The 19,485-nt window shown below is 75.4% G+C and carries 18 protein-coding genes and 1 pseudogene; 11 read left to right on the forward strand and 8 right to left on the reverse strand.

Going from position 1 to position 19,485, the window contains the following annotated elements; genetic code table 11:
• Positions 1 to 318 precede the first annotated feature (318 nt).
• Entirely contained in the window at positions 319 to 675 is a 357-nt protein-coding gene (locus ACGF1Z_RS06630) for a cupin domain-containing protein (protein ID WP_393000676.1), read from the reverse strand.
• Between the two features lie 515 nt (positions 676 to 1,190).
• Between ACGF1Z_RS06630 and ACGF1Z_RS06635 the strand changes: the two genes are divergently transcribed.
• Genes ACGF1Z_RS06635 through ACGF1Z_RS06650 form a run of 4 tightly spaced genes read left to right on the forward strand, consistent with a single transcriptional unit; the run spans position 1,191 to position 5,058 of the window.
• Positions 1,191 to 2,060, forward strand: coding sequence for a hypothetical protein (locus ACGF1Z_RS06635; RefSeq protein WP_393000678.1), 870 nt, complete (start codon positions 1,191 to 1,193; stop codon positions 2,058 to 2,060).
• Entirely contained in the window at positions 2,044 to 3,210 is a 1,167-nt protein-coding gene (locus ACGF1Z_RS06640; protein ID WP_393000680.1) for a hypothetical protein, read from the forward strand. The genes ACGF1Z_RS06635 and ACGF1Z_RS06640 overlap by 17 nt, the downstream gene beginning before the upstream one ends.
• Positions 3,211 to 3,259: 49 nt before the next feature.
• The gene (locus ACGF1Z_RS06645; RefSeq protein WP_393000682.1) at positions 3,260 to 4,171 is read left to right on the forward strand and encodes a pseudouridine-5'-phosphate glycosidase; all 912 of its coding nucleotides are present in this window, start codon (positions 3,260 to 3,262) and stop codon (positions 4,169 to 4,171) included.
• Positions 4,168 to 5,058, forward strand: a complete 891-nt coding sequence (locus tag ACGF1Z_RS06650; protein ID WP_393000684.1) for a carbohydrate kinase family protein — start codon at positions 4,168 to 4,170, stop codon at positions 5,056 to 5,058. The genes ACGF1Z_RS06645 and ACGF1Z_RS06650 overlap by 4 nt, the downstream gene beginning before the upstream one ends.
• A gap of 389 nt (positions 5,059 to 5,447) precedes the next feature.
• On the opposite strand, the gene ACGF1Z_RS06655 is transcribed toward ACGF1Z_RS06650, so the two are convergent.
• Positions 5,448 to 6,083 (reverse strand): uridine kinase, encoded by a 636-nt coding sequence (locus tag ACGF1Z_RS06655; protein ID WP_393000686.1) that lies wholly within the window; start codon positions 6,081 to 6,083, stop codon positions 5,448 to 5,450.
• A 61-nt stretch (positions 6,084 to 6,144) separates the two neighbouring features.
• On the opposite strand from ACGF1Z_RS06655, the gene ACGF1Z_RS06660 reads away from it, so the two are divergent.
• Together ACGF1Z_RS06660 and ACGF1Z_RS06665 are read left to right on the forward strand one after the other, a co-directional pair.
• A complete protein-coding gene (locus tag ACGF1Z_RS06660; protein ID WP_393000688.1) occupies positions 6,145 to 6,918 on the forward strand; it encodes an SDR family NAD(P)-dependent oxidoreductase in 774 nt (257 codons plus the stop codon).
• 27 nt (positions 6,919 to 6,945) lie between these two features.
• Positions 6,946 to 7,299: pseudogene (locus tag ACGF1Z_RS06665) on the forward strand (MerR family transcriptional regulator); the annotation flags it as partial.
• A gap of 309 nt (positions 7,300 to 7,608) precedes the next feature.
• Here the strand turns inward: ACGF1Z_RS06665 and ACGF1Z_RS06670 are convergent.
• A complete protein-coding gene (locus ACGF1Z_RS06670) occupies positions 7,609 to 8,247 on the reverse strand; it encodes a winged helix-turn-helix transcriptional regulator (protein WP_393000690.1) in 639 nt (212 codons plus the stop codon).
• Between the two features lie 84 nt (positions 8,248 to 8,331).
• Here ACGF1Z_RS06670 and ACGF1Z_RS06675 point away from each other — a divergent pair, with 84 nt between their 5' ends.
• The gene (locus ACGF1Z_RS06675) at positions 8,332 to 9,543 is read left to right on the forward strand and encodes a pyridoxal phosphate-dependent aminotransferase (protein ID WP_393000692.1); all 1,212 of its coding nucleotides are present in this window, start codon (positions 8,332 to 8,334) and stop codon (positions 9,541 to 9,543) included.
• 562 nt (positions 9,544 to 10,105) lie between these two features.
• Here the strand turns inward: ACGF1Z_RS06675 and ACGF1Z_RS06680 are convergent.
• The gene (locus ACGF1Z_RS06680; protein ID WP_393000694.1) at positions 10,106 to 10,840 is read right to left on the reverse strand and encodes a hypothetical protein; all 735 of its coding nucleotides are present in this window, start codon (positions 10,838 to 10,840) and stop codon (positions 10,106 to 10,108) included.
• A gap of 79 nt (positions 10,841 to 10,919) precedes the next feature.
• Between ACGF1Z_RS06680 and ACGF1Z_RS06685 the strand changes: the two genes are divergently transcribed.
• Both ACGF1Z_RS06685 and ACGF1Z_RS06690 read left to right on the forward strand, forming a co-directional pair.
• Positions 10,920 to 11,378 (forward strand): hypothetical protein, encoded by a 459-nt coding sequence (locus ACGF1Z_RS06685; RefSeq protein WP_393000696.1) that lies wholly within the window; start codon positions 10,920 to 10,922, stop codon positions 11,376 to 11,378.
• A 24-nt stretch (positions 11,379 to 11,402) separates the two neighbouring features.
• Positions 11,403 to 12,062, forward strand: coding sequence for a DUF2293 domain-containing protein (locus ACGF1Z_RS06690; protein WP_393000698.1), 660 nt, complete (start codon positions 11,403 to 11,405; stop codon positions 12,060 to 12,062).
• Positions 12,063 to 12,345: 283 nt separating this feature from the next.
• Here the strand turns inward: ACGF1Z_RS06690 and ACGF1Z_RS06695 are convergent, their stop codons facing one another.
• From ACGF1Z_RS06695 to ACGF1Z_RS06705, 3 genes are all read right to left on the reverse strand, one after another.
• Entirely contained in the window at positions 12,346 to 13,080 is a 735-nt protein-coding gene (locus tag ACGF1Z_RS06695) for a chaplin (protein ID WP_393000700.1), read from the reverse strand.
• A gap of 697 nt (positions 13,081 to 13,777) precedes the next feature.
• Complete coding sequence (locus ACGF1Z_RS06700; RefSeq protein WP_393000702.1) at positions 13,778 to 15,097, reverse strand: SWIM zinc finger family protein; 1,320 nt, start codon at positions 15,095 to 15,097, stop codon at positions 13,778 to 13,780.
• Positions 15,094 to 17,964, reverse strand: a complete 2,871-nt coding sequence (locus tag ACGF1Z_RS06705) for a DEAD/DEAH box helicase (RefSeq protein WP_393000704.1) — start codon at positions 17,962 to 17,964, stop codon at positions 15,094 to 15,096. Before ACGF1Z_RS06705 ends, ACGF1Z_RS06700 begins: the two co-directional genes overlap by 4 nt.
• 207 nt (positions 17,965 to 18,171) lie before the next feature.
• On the opposite strand from ACGF1Z_RS06705, the gene ACGF1Z_RS06710 reads away from it, so the two are divergent.
• Together ACGF1Z_RS06710 and ACGF1Z_RS06715 are read left to right on the forward strand one after the other, a co-directional pair.
• A complete protein-coding gene (locus ACGF1Z_RS06710; protein ID WP_393000706.1) occupies positions 18,172 to 18,507 on the forward strand; it encodes a hypothetical protein in 336 nt (111 codons plus the stop codon).
• 172 nt (positions 18,508 to 18,679) lie between these two features.
• Positions 18,680 to 18,964, forward strand: coding sequence for a DUF6343 family protein (locus ACGF1Z_RS06715; protein WP_393000708.1), 285 nt, complete (start codon positions 18,680 to 18,682; stop codon positions 18,962 to 18,964).
• 36 nt (positions 18,965 to 19,000) lie between these two features.
• Here ACGF1Z_RS06715 and ACGF1Z_RS06720 read toward each other — a convergent pair whose 3' ends face one another.
• A complete protein-coding gene (locus ACGF1Z_RS06720; RefSeq protein ID WP_393000710.1) occupies positions 19,001 to 19,372 on the reverse strand; it encodes a tetratricopeptide repeat protein in 372 nt (123 codons plus the stop codon).
• Positions 19,373 to 19,485: the final 113 nt, after the last annotated feature.

The following is a 19,485-nucleotide window of genomic DNA, read 5'->3' on the forward strand; positions in this document are numbered from 1 at the left end:
ACGGTGAGAGCTGGGCACCGGTGCGGGCAGCGCGGGCCGGCCCCGTGACGGCGGGCGCCACGGGGCGTGCGCGTGCACGGCGGCCGGGTCAGAGCTCTCGCTGAGCGCGTCACGCCCGCTCCCCCGGGGGAGCGGGGAACGGGCGCCGCGCCAAGCCGCCGCCCGGGATGCTAGCTGACAGGAAAGTTTCCTACCAGACCCCGGGCGCCCTCGGCCGCGCCGTCCGCCGCGCCGTCCGCCGCGGCGTCGGCGGCACCTCCGCGCGTACCGCCGGACACCTCCCGGCGATCCTCGAACCCGCCTTCTCCCGGGCCGGGTTCAGAGGCTGATGTGGTAGGCCTTGCGCAGCGTCTCGTGCACGGTCCAGGTGGTGCGGTCCCCCTCGCGCAGCACGCAGGCGTCGCCGGGGCCGATCTCCAGGGTCGCGCCGCCCTCGACCTCGACGGTGGCGCGGCCGCTGACAACGACGAAGAGTTCGTCGGCCTCGGTGTCGGTGACCACTCCGGGGGTGATCTGCCAGATGCCGCGGACCTGCTTGCCGTCCTCGGACTCCCACAGGACCTTGCCCGTCACCTCGGGGGTGCCGGAGACGATCTGGGCGGGGTCGAGCGGCTCGGCCTCGAGCTCGGCATCGGGGATGTGAACGGCGAACGAGGGCTGCGCGTGAGTGGTCATGGGCGGTGACTGTAGCGGGCCGGGGGGCCTCGTACGGGGGTGGGACCCGACGGAACGTTGAGCTCCGTTTCCTGCCCCGACCAGCCACTTCTCCCGCCCGCTCGGCGCGACGGAATCCGCAGGAGGGCTTTGCGGCCGGACGGCCGCGCACACGGGCGCCCGGGGACGCGGAACCGGGCGGCGAGGCACCGATTCCGCACCCGTCCGGCCGTCGCGCGCGCCCGGACGGATTCCGCCGTACGGAACGCCGGCCCGACCGCACGGGGAACCGGATTCGGCCATCCGGACGCGATGCCCGTCACTCGATGTGCCGAAAACCGTCCCCCGCCCGGGTGTCGCCCTGACACAAAGCCGCTGCTCCGGGGCAGCGCCTTTGGTGGGCCCAATGTCGGTCCCGGGGATTGCGTCACGTCCGCTGACAGGCGGGCCGCGGGGGCGTCACACTCCCCGCACGCACCACCGCAGGACCTCTTCCCGCTCCTCCCCTCCCCACCCCGTCCGGACAGGAGAGTGCGATGCCCCCCACCCCCACCCGCCTCCGCGCCGCCGTCCTCGGCGCCGCCGCCCTGCTGGCCGCCGCCGCGACCGCGCCCGCCGCCTCGGCCTCGCCCGCCGCCACCGCCCCGGCGACCGCGGTGGCCCCCGAGCCCGCGCCCGGCGCCGACTACAAGGCCGCCCACGACACCCTCGGGCCGCAGCGCCTGACTCCGGGCCAGTGGAGAACCACCGCCGCCAAGGAATCCGAGGCGCGGAGAACCTACGAGCGGGCCGTCGCGCCCGGCACCGCGAACGCCCTCACCGGATACAAGCTCTCCGGCGCGATCCACCAGTCGCAGAAGACGTCCTACTGGTGCGGCCCCGCCACCCTGGTGATCACCCAGTCGGCCCACGACGGGGTCGGGGGCCGTTCGCAGCAGGACGCGGCGACGCTGCTGAAGGCGAACACGAGCGGCACCGCCTGGTACGGCGTCGACATCAACGTGCCCGGCCCGACCGGATACCCGATGGCCGACGCCCTCAACTACCGGCTCCCCGGAGCCGGCTACGTGCCGAGGGCACTCGCCTACACCCCGACGGCCGCCGACAAGGCCACCTTCCGGCAGCACGTCACGCACGACACCGACAACGACTACGCCATCGCCGGCAACGCCTGGGAGGTGCCGGGCGGCCCCCACCTCGTGGGACACCCCAACATCGAGATCTTCCACTGGGTCGCGATCGACGGCTACAACACCGACACGGCCGCGGCGCAGGTCAACTACCTCGACCCGGTCGGCGGGGTGAGCACCGGCGTCATCTCGTGGGCGGGCTCGGTGCCGAAGTCGGCGCACATCTCGTCCGACACCATCACGACCATCATGGGCGGCCGTGGGTACGTCTGGTAGCCGGCGTCTCCGGACGGCCCTGCTCCTCCCGGTCCCGCTCCTGACGAGCGCCCTGCTGCTCGCGGGGTGCTCCTCGGGCGGGACCGACCGGCCGCCCGCGCCGAGCCGTGCGCCCACCCGTGCCCCGGCGCGGGCGGCGGCCTGCGAGGTGGCCCTGCCGGCCGCCTGGCGCTCCGCGTTCGCGACGGGCGAGTACCGTCCGCCGGGCGGGGAGCGCGCCGTGCTCACGGACGCGGGACCGGGCTGGACGGCGCTCCAGCTGACCGGCTCCGAAGGGCTCGCCGGTTCCGGCGGGCGGCGCGCCGTCCTCGTCCGCGGCGGTGAACCGACCCCGCGCACGCTGCTGCGGTTCGCCGACCCCGTCGAGCACCAGCTGCTCGCCGCCGACTTCGACGGGCGCCGCTGGGCCGCGTTCGCCGTCCTTGAGGGCCGGACCCTCGACAGCCCGTGGAGCCTGTACGTGGCGGACCTGACCGGCGGCACCACCCGGCGGCTCGCCCGGGCCGACCGGCCGGGTCCGCTCCCCCGCCCGGTCGTCCACGACGGCACCGTGCTGTGGGCGCAGGGCACCGGCGCCGGGAAGGCCACGGTGTTCGCCGCCCCGGCCGGCGGCGGGCCCGCGCGCACGTGGCACACGGGAGTCCTCGACACGCCGTTCACGACGGGCGGCCTCCTCGTGTGGCGGGAGGCCGACGGCGACCACACCCGGCCGGCCGCGGTGTCCCTGCGGGACGGGCGCCCGGCCGCGCTGCCGCCGCCGATCGCCGCCCTGCGCGACATCCGCGCCCTCGTCTCCGACGGCACCACGTGGGCGTGGGTGGCGGGCGAGACGGCACCGCGGCTCATGGTGTGGCGTACGGGCGAGGCCCGGCCCACGGCCGCCGTGACCGGCTCCCCCGCGGTGGACGGCATGGACCAGCTGCGGATCGCCGGGCGGCTCGTCACCTGGCGCACCCCGGAGACCTCGTACGCGCTGGACCTCGACTCGGGCGCGTACGCGCGGATCACGCCGGCCTACGGCTACGCGACGGCCGCCGGGAACGCGCTGGCCGTCGCGTTCAGCCTCGGGAACGCGAAGGCGAGCGGCGCGCGGCCGGTGATCCAGGTCGTGGACGCGGCCCGGCTGCCCGGGCTGCCGCACTGCGGCTGATGTCCGCCGGTGAGGTTTGCGGGACGGGTGGGCGCGCCAGAGATCCCCCATGTCCACACAGGTGTCCGAAGAGGTACGGGAGGCGCTCCACGAGGGCCGGCCCGTCGTCGCGCTCGAGTCGACGATCATCGCCCACGGCCTGCCCCGCCCGCGCAATCTCACGGTGGCCCGCGAGCTGGAGGACCTGGTGCGGGACGGCGGTGCCGTGCCCGCGACCATCGCGGTCCTCGACGGCGTCGCCCGGATCGGCCTGGACGAGGCGGGGCTGACCCGGATCGCCGAGGACCCGACGGTGCGCAAGCTCGGCCACCGCGACCTGGCGCCGGCGCTCGCGACCGGGGCGACGGGGGCGACCACCGTCTCGGCGACGGCCTGGCTCGCCGACTCCGCGGGCCTGCGGGTCTTCGCCACCGGGGGCCTGGGCGGGGTGCACCGCGAGTGGGCCGAGACCCAGGACGAGTCCGCCGACCTGCGCCTGCTCGCGCAGGTCGGCGTCACGGTGGTGTGCGCGGGCGTGAAGTCGATCCTCGACGTGCCGGCGACGCTGCAGCGCCTGGAGACCCTGGGCGTGACCGTCATCGGCTACGGGACGGACCGGTTCCCCGGCTTCTACCTCTCCTCCTCCGGCGAGCCCGTCGACTGGACCGTGGGGAGCCCGGAGGACGTGGCAGGGGTGATGCGCGCCCGGGACGCGCTCGGCGGACCGCGGTCGGCGCTGATCGTCGGCAATCCCGTCCCGGCCGGGCAGCAGCTCGACCCCGCGCTCCACGACCGGGTCCTCGCGGCGGGCCTGGCGGAGCTGCGGGAGAAGGGCATCACGGGGCAGGCCGTGACGCCGTTCCTGCTGGAGTACCTGACGGTGCACACGGGCGGGGCGTCGCTGGAGGCGAACCTGGCGGCCGTTCGGGGCAACGTGGGGCTCGCGGCCCGCATCGCCGCGGCCGACCGCGGCCGCCCGTGACGGGGCCCGGCGCGCTGCTGGTCGTCGGGGACGTCGTCACCGACATCGTCGCCCGGCACCGCACAGCGCTCGCGCCCGCGACCGACACGGCGGCGGAGATCCGGACGCTGCCGGGCGGTGCCGGGGCGAACGTGGCCTGCTGGGCGGCGCGTTCGGGCTGCCCGGACGTGCGGCTCCTGGCGCGGGTGGGCACCGACTCCGCCTCCTGGCACGACCGGGCGCTGCGCGGCGCGGGCGTCCGGCCGGTGCTCGTCCCCGATCCGGACGCGCCCACGGCGTCGGTGATCGCCCTGGTCGGCGCGGACGCGGAGCGCACCTTCCTCACCGACAGCGGCGCGGCGCTGCGGCTCGCTCCCGGCGACTGGAAGCCGGAACTGCTCGACGGGGTCGCCCGGGTGCACCTCTCCGGCTACCTCTTCTTCGCCGCCCCCAGCCGCGAGACGGCCGCTCGGGTGCTGCGCGACGCGGCCGCGGCGGGGGTCCCGGTGAGCGTGGACCCCGCCTCGGCGGGCTTCCTCGCGGACGTGGGCGCGGCCCCCTTCCTGGCCGCCGTGGACGGCGCGGAGTGCCTTCTGCCGAACGCCGACGAGGCCCGCTTCCTGACCGGCCTCGCCGACCCGGCCGAGGCCGCGGCGGCCCTCAGCCGGCGCTTCCCGCTGGTCGCCGTCACCCTGGGCGCGGAGGGCGCCGTGCTCGCCGGCGAAGGACGCGTGACGGCCCGGGTGACGGCCCCGCCGGCCCGCCCGGTGGACTCCACGGGCGCGGGCGACGCCTTCACCGGCGCCTTCCTGGCCGCCCGCGTGGCGGGCGCGGACCCCGTCCGGGCAGCGCGGTCGGGCTGCCGTGCCGGCGCCCGAGCAGTGACCCGGGTGGGCGGGCGGCCTTAGGGGGCGTGCGGGTCCGGGCCCGGGTCGAGCCGGACGGCCGGGGGCTGGGGGCTGGTGGGCCGCCGTCTGCGGCGAGGCGGGCCGGCGGCCACCGCCGGGTCCGGCGCGGCAGCGCACCGGCGGCGCGACGCGGTGCAGCGGTGCGTCGACCGGCTCAAGCAGTGGCACCGCCGGGCGACGCGGACCCTGAAGCCGACCCTCACCCATCAGGTCGCGCCGCACCTCGCCGCCGTCCTCGTCGGGAGTCGCGGCGCTGAGGGCGCTGTGAGCAGATCACGGACGGGAAGCGGGTACGCGGCGCGCAGCAGCACCCTGACAGGGCACTCTCCGTGACGGGATCCCACCCCGGCTCCGGCGTCTCGCCCGGAGGACAGGCCGGAGGACACCCCCTACTGGTCGAACCCTGTCCAGGCGGGACGCCTCGGGTCGTCCGCGCGGATGACGGCGTCGGCCGTATCGGTGGGGCCGACCTCCTGCTCGTAGCGCCTGAAGGCTGGAAGGGTCCAGGGCTGGTCGGTGCCGCGGGCGAGTGCGCCGGGCGAGAGGCGCAGGTGCAGCGTGAGGTCGAAGGGGTACCAGTGGCCCAGCAGGAACGGGCCGTGCACCACGAGGACCCCGCCGGGCGGCAGCGGTACGGCAGGGCTGCGGGTGGCCCGGTCGGTGACGGGGTTCCACAGGTCGGGCAGCACCTTCCCGCTGCCGCCCGGCTCCAGCGGGCCGAAGACCTCCCGCCACAGCGCCCCGGTGTCGTACCAGTCGGTGTAGAAGGCGTCCGGGTCCTGCTTGCCGTGCTCGAAGCGCAACGAGGCCGGCCGCAGGAAGCCGCCGGTCGCGACCACGAGCACGGACCGCCCGCGCAGCCTCAGCGCGTCCGCGATCCGGTCGGCGAACTCCGCGCCCGGCGCGGCGGGCGCGCCGTCGACGCCCACCTTGAGCCAGTCGCTCCCGTCGCCCGGCACGTCCCGGTCGACACGGTCTGCCACGGCCTCGGCGAGACGCTCCCAGCTGATCGCTTCGAATCGCATCCGTCCATCCTGCCGCACCGGCTTGACCTTGCCACTGACGGCAGGGTTCGACGATCTGCGCATGGACACCAGCACGCAGCAGCAGGGCACCGGTCGGACCGAGCGCGTCGTCGTGGTCACCGGTGCGGGCACGGGGATCGGCCGGGCCACGGCCCGCGCCTTCGCGCGGCAGGGGGCGACGGTCCTCGCCGTGGGGCGCAGGCCGGAGCCGCTCGACGGGACGGCGGCCGGCTTCCCGGGCATCCGGCCACTGGTCGCGGACATCACGGCGCCGGGCGCGCCCGAGGAGATCGAGCGCACGGCGGTCGACACGTACGGGCGGCTCGACGTCCTCGTGAACAACGCGGGCATCGCCGGCGGCGGCCCGCTCGGCACCCTGGGCCGCGAGGTGATCGGGCCGCTTCTGGAGACGAACCTCGTCGCCCCGGTCCTGCTCACCCAGGCGGCGGTGCCGGCCCTCGAGGCCTCCGGGGGCGTGGTCGTCAACGTGACGACGACGGTCGGGCAGCGCGGCTGGCCCGGCAACTCCGTCTATCCGGCGACGAAGAGCGCCCTGGAGACGCTGACCCGCTGCTGGGCGGTGGAGCTCGCACCGCGCGGGGTACGGGTCGTGGCGGTCGCGCCGGGTGCGATCGAGACGCCGATCGCCGACCACATGGGGCTCGGTCCGGAGCGGCGGCAGGCGCTGCGGGAGTGGCAGCTGGCGCACATCCCGCTGGGACGGATCGGCCGCCCGGAGGAGGTGGCCTGGGCGATCACCGCGCTGGCCGCACCGGACGCCGGGTATCTGACGGGCACGGTGCTTCCCGTCGACGGGGGTGCCCTGGTCTCGTGATACGACTGCGCGAGGAGGTGGGGGCCCTTGCGCATCGGTGAACTGGCCCGGCGGACGGGGACGACGGCACGCGCGCTGCGCCACTACGAGCAGGCGGGGCTGATCTCGTCCGTGCGCGCGGCCAACGGCTACCGGGTGTACGACGAGGGGGCCGTGGTCCGTGTCGCCAACATCCGTTCCTTCCTGGGTGCGGGTCTCACCCTCGACGACGTCGCGGTGTTCGCCGCCTGCCTCGACGGGGACGCCCCCGCGGCGGCGCCCTCCGCCCGGGGGCTCGAGATCGCCCGGGAGCGGCTCGCGGTGCTGGAGGCGCGGATCGCCGCGCAGACGGCGGCCCGGGACCGGCTCGCCGCGGCCCTGGCCGCCGCCACGACGGCCCGGGCAGCTGACACCGCGCAGGACCGTTCCCCCGCCGGCAGGGAGGACGGGACACCGAGCGCCGCGCCCCGCCGGGAAGCCGCCACGACAGCCCGGGCAGCTGACACCGCGAAGGACCGTTCCCCCGCCGGCACGGAGGACGGGACACCGAGCGCCGCGGCCCGCCGGGAAGCCGCCGCGGCGGCTGGCACACCGTGCGTCACCGAGGTCCGGGATCCCGCCGCGCCGGCTGCCGGGGCGCTCGGCACCGCGTCGTCCGGGGCCGGTCCGGCTGTGGACTGACCGGCCCGGCGCGCCCCGGGGCCGGCGCGCTCAGGACGTGCGGACCGGCTCCTCCAGGACGGCGCGGCCGGAGTCGACCGCCTCCGTCAGGGTCAGCTCCCCGACGGCGAGCGCGCGGCAGGTGGCCGCGTCGGTCCGCAGCCGCACCTCGGCGTCGGCGGCCGGCCCGTCCCCGTACGCCACCTGGCCGCCGGCGCCGGACCGTACGTGGAACTCCCCCTCGTCCAGGGTCACCTGGACGACCCGTGCCCCGAGTCCCTCCAGGGCGGAGAGGAGCGGGATCGCGAACCAGTGCGCGCGGACGGCGTCGGTGGGCCGCGGCTCGTCGAGGGCGGGCGCGCCCCAGGCGGCGAGCGCGCGCAGGACGGGCAGCAACGCCCGGCCGCGCTCGGTCAGCTCGTACACCGCGGCGGAGACGGGCGGCGGCAGCCGCCGGCGGGTGACGAGCTCGGCGCCCTCCATGTCCTTGAGCCGGCCCGCGAGCATGTCGGTGCTGACGCCCGGGAGGTCGGCGTGCAGATCGGTGTAGCGCCGGGGCCCCGCGAGGAGTTCACGGACGATCAGCAGCGTCCACCGGTCCCCGACGGCGTCGAGGGCGCGCGCCGCGGCGCAGTACTGGTCGTAGCTCCGGCGGCGGGACTGACGTGCCTGGCGTGACTGAGGTGGCATGCGACGCAGTCTAGACAAGTTGTTGGACTTTCCAAGCTTGAACTTGGTAAAACCAAGCATCAACACTTCTGGGGAGGTCGGCGCATGGAGTTCCGGCAGTCGAGCAAGCTGAGCGAGGTCTGCTACGAGATCCGCGGCCCGGTCATCGAGCACGCCAACGCCCTGGAGGAGGCAGGCCACAGCGTCCTGCGCCTCAACACCGGCAACCCCGCGCTCTTCGGCTTCGAGGCGCCCGAGGAGATCGTCCAGGACATGATCCGGATGCTCCCCAGGGCGCACGGCTACACCGACTCCCGCGGCATCCTCTCCGCCCGCCGCGCCGTCGCCCAGCGCTACCAGTCGATGGGCCTGACGGACGTGGACGTCGACGACGTCTACCTGGGCAACGGCGTCTCCGAGCTGATCTCCATGGCCACCCAGGCCCTGCTGGAGGACGGCGACGAAGTCCTCATCCCCGCCCCCGACTACCCGCTGTGGACCGCCGTCACGACCCTGGCCGGCGGGCGGCCCGTGCACTACCTGTGCGACGAGTCCGCCGACTGGTACCCGGACCTCGACGACATGGCCGCGAAGATCACCGACCGCACCCGGGCCGTCGTCATCATCAACCCCAACAACCCCACCGGCGCGGTCTATCCGAAGGAGATCGTCGAGGGCATCCTCGACCTGGCCCGCCGGCACGGTCTGATGGTCTTCGCCGACGAGATCTACGATCAGATCGTCTACGACGAGGCCGTCCACCACCCGGTCGCCACCCTCGCCCCCGATCTGGTGGTCCTCACCTTCGGCGGTCTGTCCAAGACCTACCGGGTGGCCGGCTTCCGCTCCGGCTGGCTGGTCGTCACCGGCCCCCAGGAGCACGCCAAGAGCTATCTGGAGGGCCTCACGATGCTGGCCTCCATGCGGCTGTGCCCCAACGCCCCCGCCCAGTACGCCATTCAGGCCGCCCTCGGCGGCCGCCAGTCCATCCACGAGCTCACCGCCCCGGGCGGCCGCCTGCGCGAACAGCGCGACCGGGCCTGGGAGAAGCTCAACGAGATCCCCGGCGTCACCTGCGTGAAGCCCAAGGGCGCGCTCTACGCCTTCCCGCGCCTCGACCCCGCCGTGCACCGCATCCACGACGACGAGAAGTTCGTCCTCGACCTGCTGCTGCGGGAGAAGATCCAGGTCGTGCAGGGCACTGGCTTCAACTGGCCGCGACCGGACCACTTCCGCATCCTGACCCTGCCGTACGCGGACGATCTCGACGCGGCGATCAGCCGCATCGGCCGCTTCCTGAGCGGCTACCGGCAATAGCAACGGAGCCCGCAGCGGAGCGGCGGGGCGGGGGCTGCCCGACCGAGGGCCCTGCCAGGGCTGCCTGAGCGGGCGGGCGTGGACAGGGGCGGCCCGGGCGGCGACGACCCGGGGAGGCCCGGCCCGAGCGGCGGCGGCCGATGCCCGCATCGCCCCGGAACGGCAGCGGGTCCGAGGGCGTAGCCTGCCCCCGGACCCTGTCGATGCCGCTCCTCTTCACACGCCGGCGCACTTGAGGACCCGGGTCAGTCGTCATTGCGTCGCGTCCTGCCATTGGACCACCGCCGATCGAAAGCTCGGCGGACCAGATTCGAACTGGCATTTCGACGCACCAGGGCCCGGGCCCGGTCGATCCGGCGATGAGCGGCGCATGCTGAATCTGGAGCAATAGTCTGAGATTGATCGCGGTCTGCCTCTGCCTGGTTGGGCTACCCCGGCACGACGAGTGCCGGGAGGAGGACTCGAACCTCCACTGGAACCGCGGATTTCACGACAAGGCTCAGCTTCAGCTTTGCGCTCCTCGCGCACCCCGGCCGCGCTCGCGGCCGGGGAGTTCATGGGACTACCCGAAAAGGTAGCCGAAGACGGCGTCGCCGACCCGCTGGTCGGTGACCTCGCTCCCGTTCGCCTCCTCGCGGGCGAACTTCACCGCCTGCTGGAGCCTCTCGACCCGCTCCGTCAGCTCGTTCACCCGCCGGGCGGGCAGCGCGCCGGAGAACTTCACGGTCGTCCAGTACCCGACCGGCACGTCCTCGTAGTACACCTCGACCTGCGCCGGGTGCTTCTCGGTCGCCTCCGCCTTGACGTGGTTGCGCGGCACCTTCTTGGTCCGCACCGTGCGGACCGGCTCGGTCTTCCACGCGTCCGTCGACGGGTCCTGCGTCCACGACTCGGCGGCGTCGAGCACCGGGAGCTTGCGGACGAAGGTGAGGATGTCCGTCAGCTGCTTCTCCAGGAAGAGCAGGTACGCGACCGGCACGTCGCTCACCAGGACCCGTCCGTCGACGGTGACGTCGGCACGGGCCTCGCAGTTCGCCCAGTCCTTCGTGGCGGTGACGTCGAAGAGACGGGTCAGCGTCCGCGCGGTGTCGCGCAGCACGTCCTCGGCCTTCACCTGCACCAGGGTCGACTCGGGCGGCAGCTGCTCGCCCTCCTCGTCCTTCGGCTGGTACGTCCGGGCGATGCCGGCCAGCAGGGCGGGCTTCTGCAGCCCGTGATGGGCGGTGGTCAGGTCCTGATGCGCCCGGGACTTGACGCCTTTCTCGACTGCGATGATCTGATTGAGTTTCGTTGCCACGCCACCGACCCTAGAGGCCGGAGCCCGGCGAATCGAACTGTTTTTCCTGCCTGTTGAGCGTACGAGGAGCGAATGCGTCATGGATGCGGCGCTGATAGCCGTCGTGGGGACCCTGCTGGGCGTGGTGGCCACCCACTGGTTCCAGGGGCGCGCCGCCGAACGCACCGCGACGCTCGCGAGGACCGAGCAGCTGCGCCAGGAACGGATCGCGATCTACAGCGCGTTCGCGGGCGCGGTCGTCGACTACCGGCAGAGCCAGAACGACCGCTGGTTCAGAGCCCGGCTCGAACCGGGCTCCGAGGAGGCGGAGGCGTCCCGGCACGCGTCGTACCGGCAGCGCACGGCCGCCCGCCAGGCGCTCTTCCGGGTCCAGCTCGTCTGCGACGACGCGCGCGTGCGCGGTCTCGCCCAGTCCGCCTTCGAGACGACCCACTGCCTGCACGAGGCCGCGGACGACACCGACCGGGCACGGCGTTCGGACGAGGCCAAGGAGGCCCTGGCCCGGTTCGTCGCGGCCGCCGCGCCGGGCGTGCGCTGAGGCGCGCACGGGTAGAACAGGGCCGTGGATCTCGTCGCCCCGGTCGTGGTCGAACCGCTCAGACGACGCCGCTGCTCGGAATGCCACCAGGGGCCACTGGAGCGGATGATCGTCGAGTTCAACGCGCCCGTCTGTCTGGACTGCGCCGATCTCGGCCATCTCGTCTTCCTGCGCCGCGGCGACGCCGCCCTCACCCGCCGCGCACGCGAGGGCAGTTCACTGTGGGCCGTGGTGGTCCGGCACAACCGGCGCCGGACCCGTTACGAGCGCCAGGGTCTGCTGGTCGAGGAGCCGGCGCTGGCCCGGGCGGAGGCGGCCTGCCTCGCGGACGCCGAGGCGCGGGCCAGGCGCCGGGCGCGGGACGCGGCGCGCCGGGCCGAGCGGGACGCCGCCGTCACGGCCGCCCTGGAGGAGGAGATCCTGCGCCTGTTCCCGGGCTGCCCGGCCGATCGGGCCGTACGGATCGCCGCGCACGCCTCGGCCAAGGGCACCGGGCGGGTGGGGCGCACGGCAGCCGGCCGGGCACTGGACCGCGGTGCGGTCACGGCCGCGGTGCGCGCCGCCGTACGCCATGTGGACACCGAGTACGACACGCTGCTCATGACCGGGGTGCCGCGTCACCAGGCCCGGGCGAGGGTCGCCCCCACCATCGAGGCGGTGCTCCGGGCCTGGCGTGCGGACTGAGGAGCGTCCGGCGCCGCCCCGGGCGCGGGTCACGCCGGTCGTCACGTCCGCGAGCATGGTGTCCGTGCCCGTGGCTGCCGGCCGCCGCGGGCGTCGTGTCCTCGGCCCCCCGGCCCCTGGCCGTCACGTCAGCGGGCACCGCGGGTGGGTGCCGCGAGGGGTGTGCACGTCGGGCCGCCCGGACGAGGGGGGTGCGCGCTCGGGCACGCGCCGTCCGGCCGCCCGGACCAGGGGCGTGCGGGCTCGGGCACGCGCCGTCCGGCCGCACGCCGGAGAGCCCGCGTCAGGCCTCGCCCCCCGTGCGGCGCGCACGGCGGTAGAGGAGCGCCCCGCCGAGGAGGAGCGCGGCGCCGGCCGGGGCCGCGTAGCCGACGGCGTCGGAGCCGGTGCTGGCGAGCGAGACCGAGCTGGACTGCGGGGCCGGCCGCGGTGCCTCGGCGGAGGCGGGCGGCAGGTGGCGGACCGGGGGCTGCGGGCGCGGCGTGGGGTTCTCGGGGTGCTCGCACTCCTCCTCGGACTCGTTGACCGAGGTGTTGCCGATGGCCGGGTTGCCGATGCCGACGACGTTGACCGAGTTCCCGCTGAGGTTCACGGGCAGGTCGACCGGCAGCTGGAGGCCGTTGCCGGAGAGCACGCCCGGGGAACCCGAGGTGTGGCTCTCCGCCGTCGCGCCGCCCCGGGAGCCGTTGGCGGAGGAGCCGCCGCCCCGCGGGGTGCCCGGCAGGTCCTTGTGGGTCGGGCCGCGGCCCTCGGCGCCGTGCCCGGCGGGCGCGGCGGACCGGTTGGCACAGGTGTTGCCGGCCGCCGGGTTGAGGAGGCCGACGACGTTGACCGTGTTGCCGCAGACGTTCACGGGCACGTGCACCGGCAGCTGAACCGTGTTGCCGGAGCCGACCCCCGGCGAACCGACGGCGGCGCCCTGTGCCGCGGAGTCGGCGTGGGCGGCGCCCGCCGAGAGCGCCAGCGCGCCGCCGGTGACCAACAGTGTGGCCAGACCACTTCGGCGAATGTGCCTCATGGCTTCCTGCCTTCCGGATGTCTTCACGGGCACTCGCCCGTACCCGAAACAACGCCATCCATGACTCGGCCGGATCCGACCACCGGGCTGTTTCACTCCATCGAGGGAGTGTGCGGGAGCGGATCCCGCCCCGGCGCGGGGCGTTCGCGCCCCGCCCGGGCCGGCCGGAAAGCGGGTGCCGGGCGGCGCACGGCCGCCGTCGGCGCCGAAGGAGCAGGCGGGCGATCCGACCCGGGAGGAAGACGCGGATCTCGCGCCCCGTCGCATGGGGCGGGGAAGTCAGTTCACTACAGGGGAAGTTGGCCACGTTCCCGCACGGCGCGGGCAGCGGCGGGCGTGGATCGGGGCGCGGCGCGTCCGGGGACCCGCCGCCGTCCGCGGCGCCGGGTCCGACCGCCCCCTGGATCCGCAGCCGGCCGACGGTGCCGACCTGGAGGGCGAAGCCCTGGGCCCCTCCGTCGATGCCGTTGTTGACGCCCGTCGCGGGCTGCGGCGCCGCAGCCCGGTCCTCGTCGGCCAACTCGGCGAGGAACGGCCGGAGTTCCTCGGCGGCGGGTCGGCGCGCAGGCTGCGGCGCATCCGGGCGCGCCCTTCGGTGCGGGCCTCGGACCGGGCCGCGTCCACGGCCGCGGCGTCCCCGTCCCGTTCGGCGCGCAGCAGGTCGTCCCGGGCGGTCGTCCGTCGTCCAGCCTCTCGGTCATCTTCCGAGCAGGTCGGTGATCACACCGACCGGATCGGCGTCCGGCGTGCCTCGCGGCCACCAGTCCTCGCGGTCGGTGTCCGACTCGTAGCCGTACCAGAGCCCGTCGCGGCCGAAGCGGAGCTGGAGGGAGCTGCTGGACAGGCGGTTGCGCCAGGGGCGGAAGGCGGGCAGGTCGGCGGCGAGAAGGGCAGGGCGGGCCCGGTCGAAGGGACCGGCGGGCGGATCCCAGGGCTCTTCCAGGACCGCGAGCCCCGCGGCACCGCCCTGGCGCCAGGCGGCGACCGCGCGGGCCAGGTCGGTGGGGGTGCGGTCCAGGGCGTAGGCCAGGTCCCGGTAGAGGGCGCGGGTGGAGGCGGTGAGACCGGAGCCGGGATGCGCCGCCGCCAGCCGTACCGCGTCCTGCCAGGGGGTGAGGGCGGCCACGGGGTCGTGCCCGGTGGTGAGGAAGGTGTGGGCGCGGGCCGCCGCCTCGGAGGCGAGCAGGTCGAGGGCCAGCGGGTCGGGCGCCTCGGGATCGGCCGGGAAGACGGCGGGGCGTCCCGGCTGCGTGGGAGCGGGCAGCGGCGGAGGCAGGTCCGGCAGGGCGTGGCCGCCGGTGAGCGGCGCGAGCGCGGCGCGGGCCGGAACCGTGGGCAGGGCGGGCGCGGCGCCGGCGCCCTCGGCGGCGGAACGGGCCGCATTGCGCCGGGTGAGGTCGGCGAGGATCTCCTGCTCGCCGCGGCCGCGCATGAGGAAGAGGACGAAGGGGTCCTCGTCGAGGAGGCGGGCGGACTGGTAGCAGAGGGCGGCGGCGTGCTTGCAGGGATAGCCGTCGTCGGGGCAGGAGCAGTCGGGGACGAGGTCGCCGGGGGCGGGCAGCAGTCCGGTGACGGCCTCCAGGGCGTGCGGCACGTCCTTGTCGAGGAGAGCCGCGATGTGCTCGGGCCGGGCGGCGGCCTCGTCGAGGAACCGCTCCCAGTCGGCGTCGCCGAGGGTCCGCAGCCGGATCTCCGTGCGGTACGGCCGGGGGCGGCTGCCGTGGACGTAGGCGACGACGCGGCCGGGGGTGACGGTGATCGCGTCGACATGGCCGCGCCGGGCGTACGCCTTGCCGCGGGCGAGCCGGGCCGGATCGAGGGCGGTGTCCTCCAGGGCGTCCACCCAGGCGTTGCCCCACCAGGTGGCGGCGAAGCGGCCGTCGGGCTCCTCGCGCGGGGGGAGCTGGGGGAAGGTCCTGCGGCGGTCGTCGTGGCGGGGCAGCGCGGCGCGGGCCCCGCCCGCGCGGAGCCGGGCGGTACGGGGGCGGCCGGGCAGGCCGGGGCCGTCGGGGCTCATGCGGGCCTCCTCAGGGACACCAGGTCGGCCAGCTCGCGGTCGGTCAGTTCGGTGAGGGCGGCCTCGCCGGAGCCGAGGACGGCGTCGGCGAGGGCCCGCTTGGCGCGCAGCATCTCGGCGATGCTGTCCTCGACCGTGCCCTCGGCGATGAAGCGGTGGACCTGGACGGGCTGTGTCTGCCCGATGCGGTACGCGCGGTCGGTGGCCTGTTCCTCGACCGCCGGGTTCCACCAGCGGTCGTAGTGCACGACGTGTCCGGCCCGGGTGAGGTTGAGGCCGGTTCCCGCCGCTTTCAGGGAGAGCAGGAAGACGGGGATCTCGCCGGCCTGGAATCGGTCGACCATCCGCTCGCGCTCGGCGACGGGCGTGCCGCCGTGCAGGAGCTGGGCGCCGATGCCCCGCGCGGCCAGATGGGCGGCGAGGAGCCGCGCCATCGTCACGTACTGGGTGAAGACGAGCACGGAGCCGTCCTCGGCGACGATCGTGTCGAGGAGCTCGTCGAGGAGGGCGAGCTTGCCGGAGCGGCCGGCGAGCCGCAGGGCCCGCGCCCCGGCCTGGGCACGGGTGCCGGGCGGCTGCTCCTTGAGGTACTGGGCCGGGTGGTTGCAGATCTGCTTGAGCGAGGTCAGCAGCTTCATGATCAGTCCGCGCCGGGCCATCCCCTCGGCGCCCTCGATCTGCGCCATCGTCTCGCGCACGACCGCCTCGTAGAGCGTGACCTGCTCGCGGGTGAGGGCCACGGGGTGGTCGGACTCGGTCTTGGGGGGCAGCTCGGGGGCGATGCCGGGGTCGGACTTGCGGCGGCGCAGCAGGAACGGCCTGACCAGCCGGGCGAGCCGCTCCACCGCCTCCTCGTTCTCGATCTCCTCGCTGTTCTCGACGGCGCGGGCGTGCCGGGAGCGGAAGGCCTTCAGGGGGCCGAGGAGACCCGGGGTGGTCCAGTCGAGGAGCGCCCACAGCTCGGAGAGGTTGTTCTCCACGGGCGTGCCGGTGAGGGCGACCCTCGCCGGGCTCGGGACGGTGCGCAGCGCCTTGGCGGTCGCCGAGAAGGGGTTCTTGACGTGCTGGGCCTCGTCGGCGACGACCATGCCCCACTCCTGCGCGGCGAGCTGGGGCGCGCTGGTGCGCAGGGTGCCGTAGGTGGTGAGGACGAAGCCGCCGTCGAGGCCTTCCAGGGTGCGGTCGGGGCCGTGGAAACGGCGGACGGGCACGCCGGGCGCGAAGCGCCGGATCTCCCGCTGCCAGTTGCCGAGGAGCGAGGCGGGGCAGACGACGAGGGTGGGCGCGCTGCGGGCCCGGCGCAGGTGGAGGGCGATGAGGGTGACGGTCTTGCCCAGGCCCATGTCGTCGGCGAGGCAGCCGCCGAGGCCGAGGGAGGTCATGAGGTCGAGCCAGGCCAGGCCGCGCAGCTGGTAGTCGCGCAGGGTGGCGTCGAGGCCGGGCGGCGGCGGGATGTCCTCGGGGTCGGCGAGCAGCCGGTCCCGCAGGGTCGCGAGGGCGCCGACGGGCACGGCGGGCACGGTCTCCCCGTCGACCTCCGCGGTGCCGGTGAGGGCGACGGCAAGCGCGTCGACCGGTTCGAGAAGGCCGAGTTCGCGCTTGCGGGCCTTGCGCACGAGGTCCGGGTCCACGACCACCCACTGGTCGCGCAGCCGGACGACGGGCCGATGGGCCTCGGCGAGGGCGTCCATCTCACGCGCGGTGAGGGGGTCGCCGTCGAGGGCGAGCTGCCAGTTGAAGCGCAGCAGCTCCTCGCTGTCGAAGAAGGTGGTGCCGTCGGTGGCGGAGCCGGGCGCCGGGCGGGCGGGCCGGACGACGGCGGACGCGGTGAGGGAGCGGGCGAGGTCCCGGGGCCAGTGCACGGCGACCCCGGCGTCGGCGAGCCGGGTGGCGGCGGGACCGAGCAGTTCGTACAGCTCGTCCTCGGACACGGCCAGGACGTCGGGCACGTCCCGCTCCATGAGGCGGCCGAGGGGCGGCCAGACACGGGCGGCCCGCCGCAGGGCGAGGACGGCGTCGACACGGGCGCGCGGCCCGAAGTGCTCCTCGCCGTCCCCCGCCCACAGGGCGGCGGCGTCGATGACGAGGGTGGGATCGGCGAGGCTGTGCACCTGGAGCAGCGCGGCGGCGGCCTGCCGCTCCGCGCCGCTGCCGTCGGCCGAGACGTCGAAGAGCTCGTAGCCGGAGAGGTCGAGTCGGATCGAGACCCGGACGCCGGCGTCCATGCCGGCGGCGGCCTCGGCGGCCCAGGCCCGCGCGCGGGGCAGGTGCCGGGGCTCACGGGCGGCGAACGGCGCGCCGGCCGCGTGGGGCGCCGCGGGGGTACGGGGCAGGGTGTCGGCGACGGCGTCGAGGAAGGCGCGCACCAGGGCCTCCGGCTCGGGCAGCCGGAGCGGGCCGCTGCCGGGAACGGGCACGGCGTGCGCCTCGTACGGCATGGCGGCGGCGATGGCCCGCAGGTGGGCGATGTCGTCGGCGTCGAGCGGCCCGGCCCGCCAGGCGTCGTGGTCCTCGGCGGTGAGCCCCGGCAGCAGGCGGCCGCGGGCGATCAGGTGCAGGGCGTGCAGGGCGGCGGCGCCCCAGCAGGCGGCCGCGGGATGCGCGGCCGGGTGCTTCCGGGCCGCGACCAGGTGGGGCAGGGCCTCCGCGACGGGCAGCAGGAGGGCGGGCACGGTCCGGGTGCGCACCCCGCTGCCGTGCCGCCGCACGACGGTCAGCTCGCCCGGCTCGGCCGCGCCGGGCAGGGCGTCCCGGCCCGGCCCCGTGCCGGGCAGCGGCCCGCCGTCGGGGGACCAGAAGGCGACCCGGCCCTCCCGGGGGAGGGCGGCGGGCAGGAAGACGGCGGCGCCGAACAGGGCAGATGTCACGTCGCTGCTCACCTCCCGGTCCGCGACGGATTTCCGACTGGATCTCCGACCTTACGGGTGGGGTCTGACAACGGCCCTGTCCGGCGCTTCCCCCGACCGGCCCAACAGGACATGACAGCGGCACCGGGAGGCGGCACTGTGGCGGGGAACAGGCTTCGGCCGCGATCGCGTCGCGGCCGCCCACGCCCGAAAGACGAGGATTCCGCCATGTCCCTTCACCGGCGTCTCACCACCGCCACCGGGGCCGTCCTGCTCTCGCTCGCGGTCGCGGGCTGCTCGGGTCTCGGCCGCACCGCGGTGGGTCCCGTCTCGTACGAGACCGGGCGTGAGTTCGTGGTGAGCGTGACCAGCCCCTCCGTGAAGGGATGCCACCGCCTGGCGCCGACGGGGGCGACGCGGGTCGAGAACCACACGCTGGTGGACCTCCAGCTCTACCGGACCCGCGACTGCCGCGACCCGAACCCCATCTACGTGGCGACCAACACCACCGACGAGATCGCGCGGGGCACCCTGCCCTGGCGCAGCTACAGCTTCATCCACTGACCGGCTTCATCCACTGACGGGCTTCATCCACTGACGGGCTTCGCCCGCCGGCCGTCGCGGGCCGGGCCGGCACCCGGGTCCGTCCCCCGCCGGCGGGCCTTTCGGATCGCGCGCCGTGGGTGGATCCTGGAGGTGCCCTCTGAGGTCTCTGGGGGCACCCGGGAGCGGCGTCATGCGTACGGGAAGTGAACCGGCGACCGCGCGCAGTGCGCTGCGGCTGCGGTTCTGGCTGAGCCTGTGGGGGGCGCTGTGGGCGGCCTTCGGCACGACGGTGTTCGCGCTCGTGGAGCGGCCGGGCTGGGCGGCGGCGTGCGGTGTGCTGTTCGTGGTGGCCGCCACCGACCTGGTGCTGGTCACCCGCCACATCCGGCAGGGTCCGCACTGGCAGCCGGGGCGTGACATCCCGCCGTACGAGCCGGATCACGGGGGACGCGGAGGCCGGGGCCCCCGGCCCTGAGGAGGGACGGCGGGGCTCGACGCGGCCGGCGGCGGCTCACTCCCCCGTCGTGTCGAACCGGGCCGCCTCCAGGTACTCCGGCTTCGGGTCGAGCGCGGCGGCGAGGCGGAAGTGGCGGGCGGCCTGGTCCGGGCGGCCGGAGCGCTGGAAGGTGCGGGCGAGCGCGAAGTGCGCGAACGCGTTGTCCGGCTCGTGGTCCACGATGTGCTGGAACTCGTGCTCGGCCCGGCGCAGTTGGGCGGACGCGAAGTACGCACGTGCCCTGAGCAGGCGCGCCGCGCCGCTCTCCGGGTGCGCCTCGATGACGGAGTCGAGCAGCTTGATCGCGCCCCGCGGGTCCCGAGCATCGAGCAACTGCTCGGCCGCGCGGAAGGCGATGACGTGGGTCTCCGGGTTCGACTCGGCCACGCGGGCATCCTTTCCGTCGCTGCGCTGGTCCAACGTCGGGCCCTGTGGCTGTATTCCGTACGGCGCACGGACCCGCCCGGCCCTCTGCGATCCCTACCCAGCCCGGACGGCGA

The sequence above is a fragment of the Streptomyces sp. NPDC048018 genome, from assembly GCF_043202995.1.
Taxonomy (GTDB): domain Bacteria; phylum Actinomycetota; class Actinomycetes; order Streptomycetales; family Streptomycetaceae; genus Streptomyces.

What these genes read in the sequence shown, in the direction of transcription:
- ACGF1Z_RS06630 (WP_393000676.1), bottom strand. Translation starts at nt 675, where the DNA reads ATGACCACTCACGCGCAGCCCTCGTTCGCCGTTCACATCCCCGATGCC.
- ACGF1Z_RS06635 (WP_393000678.1), top strand. Translation starts at nt 1,191, where the DNA reads ATGCCCCCCACCCCCACCCGCCTCCGCGCCGCCGTCCTCGGCGCCGCC.
- ACGF1Z_RS06645 (WP_393000682.1), top strand. Translation starts at nt 3,260, where the DNA reads ATGTCCACACAGGTGTCCGAAGAGGTACGGGAGGCGCTCCACGAGGGC.
- ACGF1Z_RS06655 (WP_393000686.1), bottom strand. Translation starts at nt 6,083, where the DNA reads ATGCGATTCGAAGCGATCAGCTGGGAGCGTCTCGCCGAGGCCGTGGCA.
- ACGF1Z_RS06660 (WP_393000688.1), top strand. Translation starts at nt 6,145, where the DNA reads ATGGACACCAGCACGCAGCAGCAGGGCACCGGTCGGACCGAGCGCGTC.
- ACGF1Z_RS06670 (WP_393000690.1), bottom strand. Translation starts at nt 8,247, where the DNA reads ATGCCACCTCAGTCACGCCAGGCACGTCAGTCCCGCCGCCGGAGCTAC.
- ACGF1Z_RS06675 (WP_393000692.1), top strand. Translation starts at nt 8,332, where the DNA reads ATGGAGTTCCGGCAGTCGAGCAAGCTGAGCGAGGTCTGCTACGAGATC.
- ACGF1Z_RS06685 (WP_393000696.1), top strand. Translation starts at nt 10,920, where the DNA reads ATGGATGCGGCGCTGATAGCCGTCGTGGGGACCCTGCTGGGCGTGGTG.
- ACGF1Z_RS06695 (WP_393000700.1), bottom strand. Translation starts at nt 13,080, where the DNA reads ATGAGGCACATTCGCCGAAGTGGTCTGGCCACACTGTTGGTCACCGGC.
- ACGF1Z_RS06700 (WP_393000702.1), bottom strand. Translation starts at nt 15,097, where the DNA reads ATGAGCCCCGACGGCCCCGGCCTGCCCGGCCGCCCCCGTACCGCCCGG.
- ACGF1Z_RS06710 (WP_393000706.1), top strand. Translation starts at nt 18,172, where the DNA reads ATGTCCCTTCACCGGCGTCTCACCACCGCCACCGGGGCCGTCCTGCTC.
- ACGF1Z_RS06715 (WP_393000708.1), top strand. Translation starts at nt 18,680, where the DNA reads ATGCGTACGGGAAGTGAACCGGCGACCGCGCGCAGTGCGCTGCGGCTG.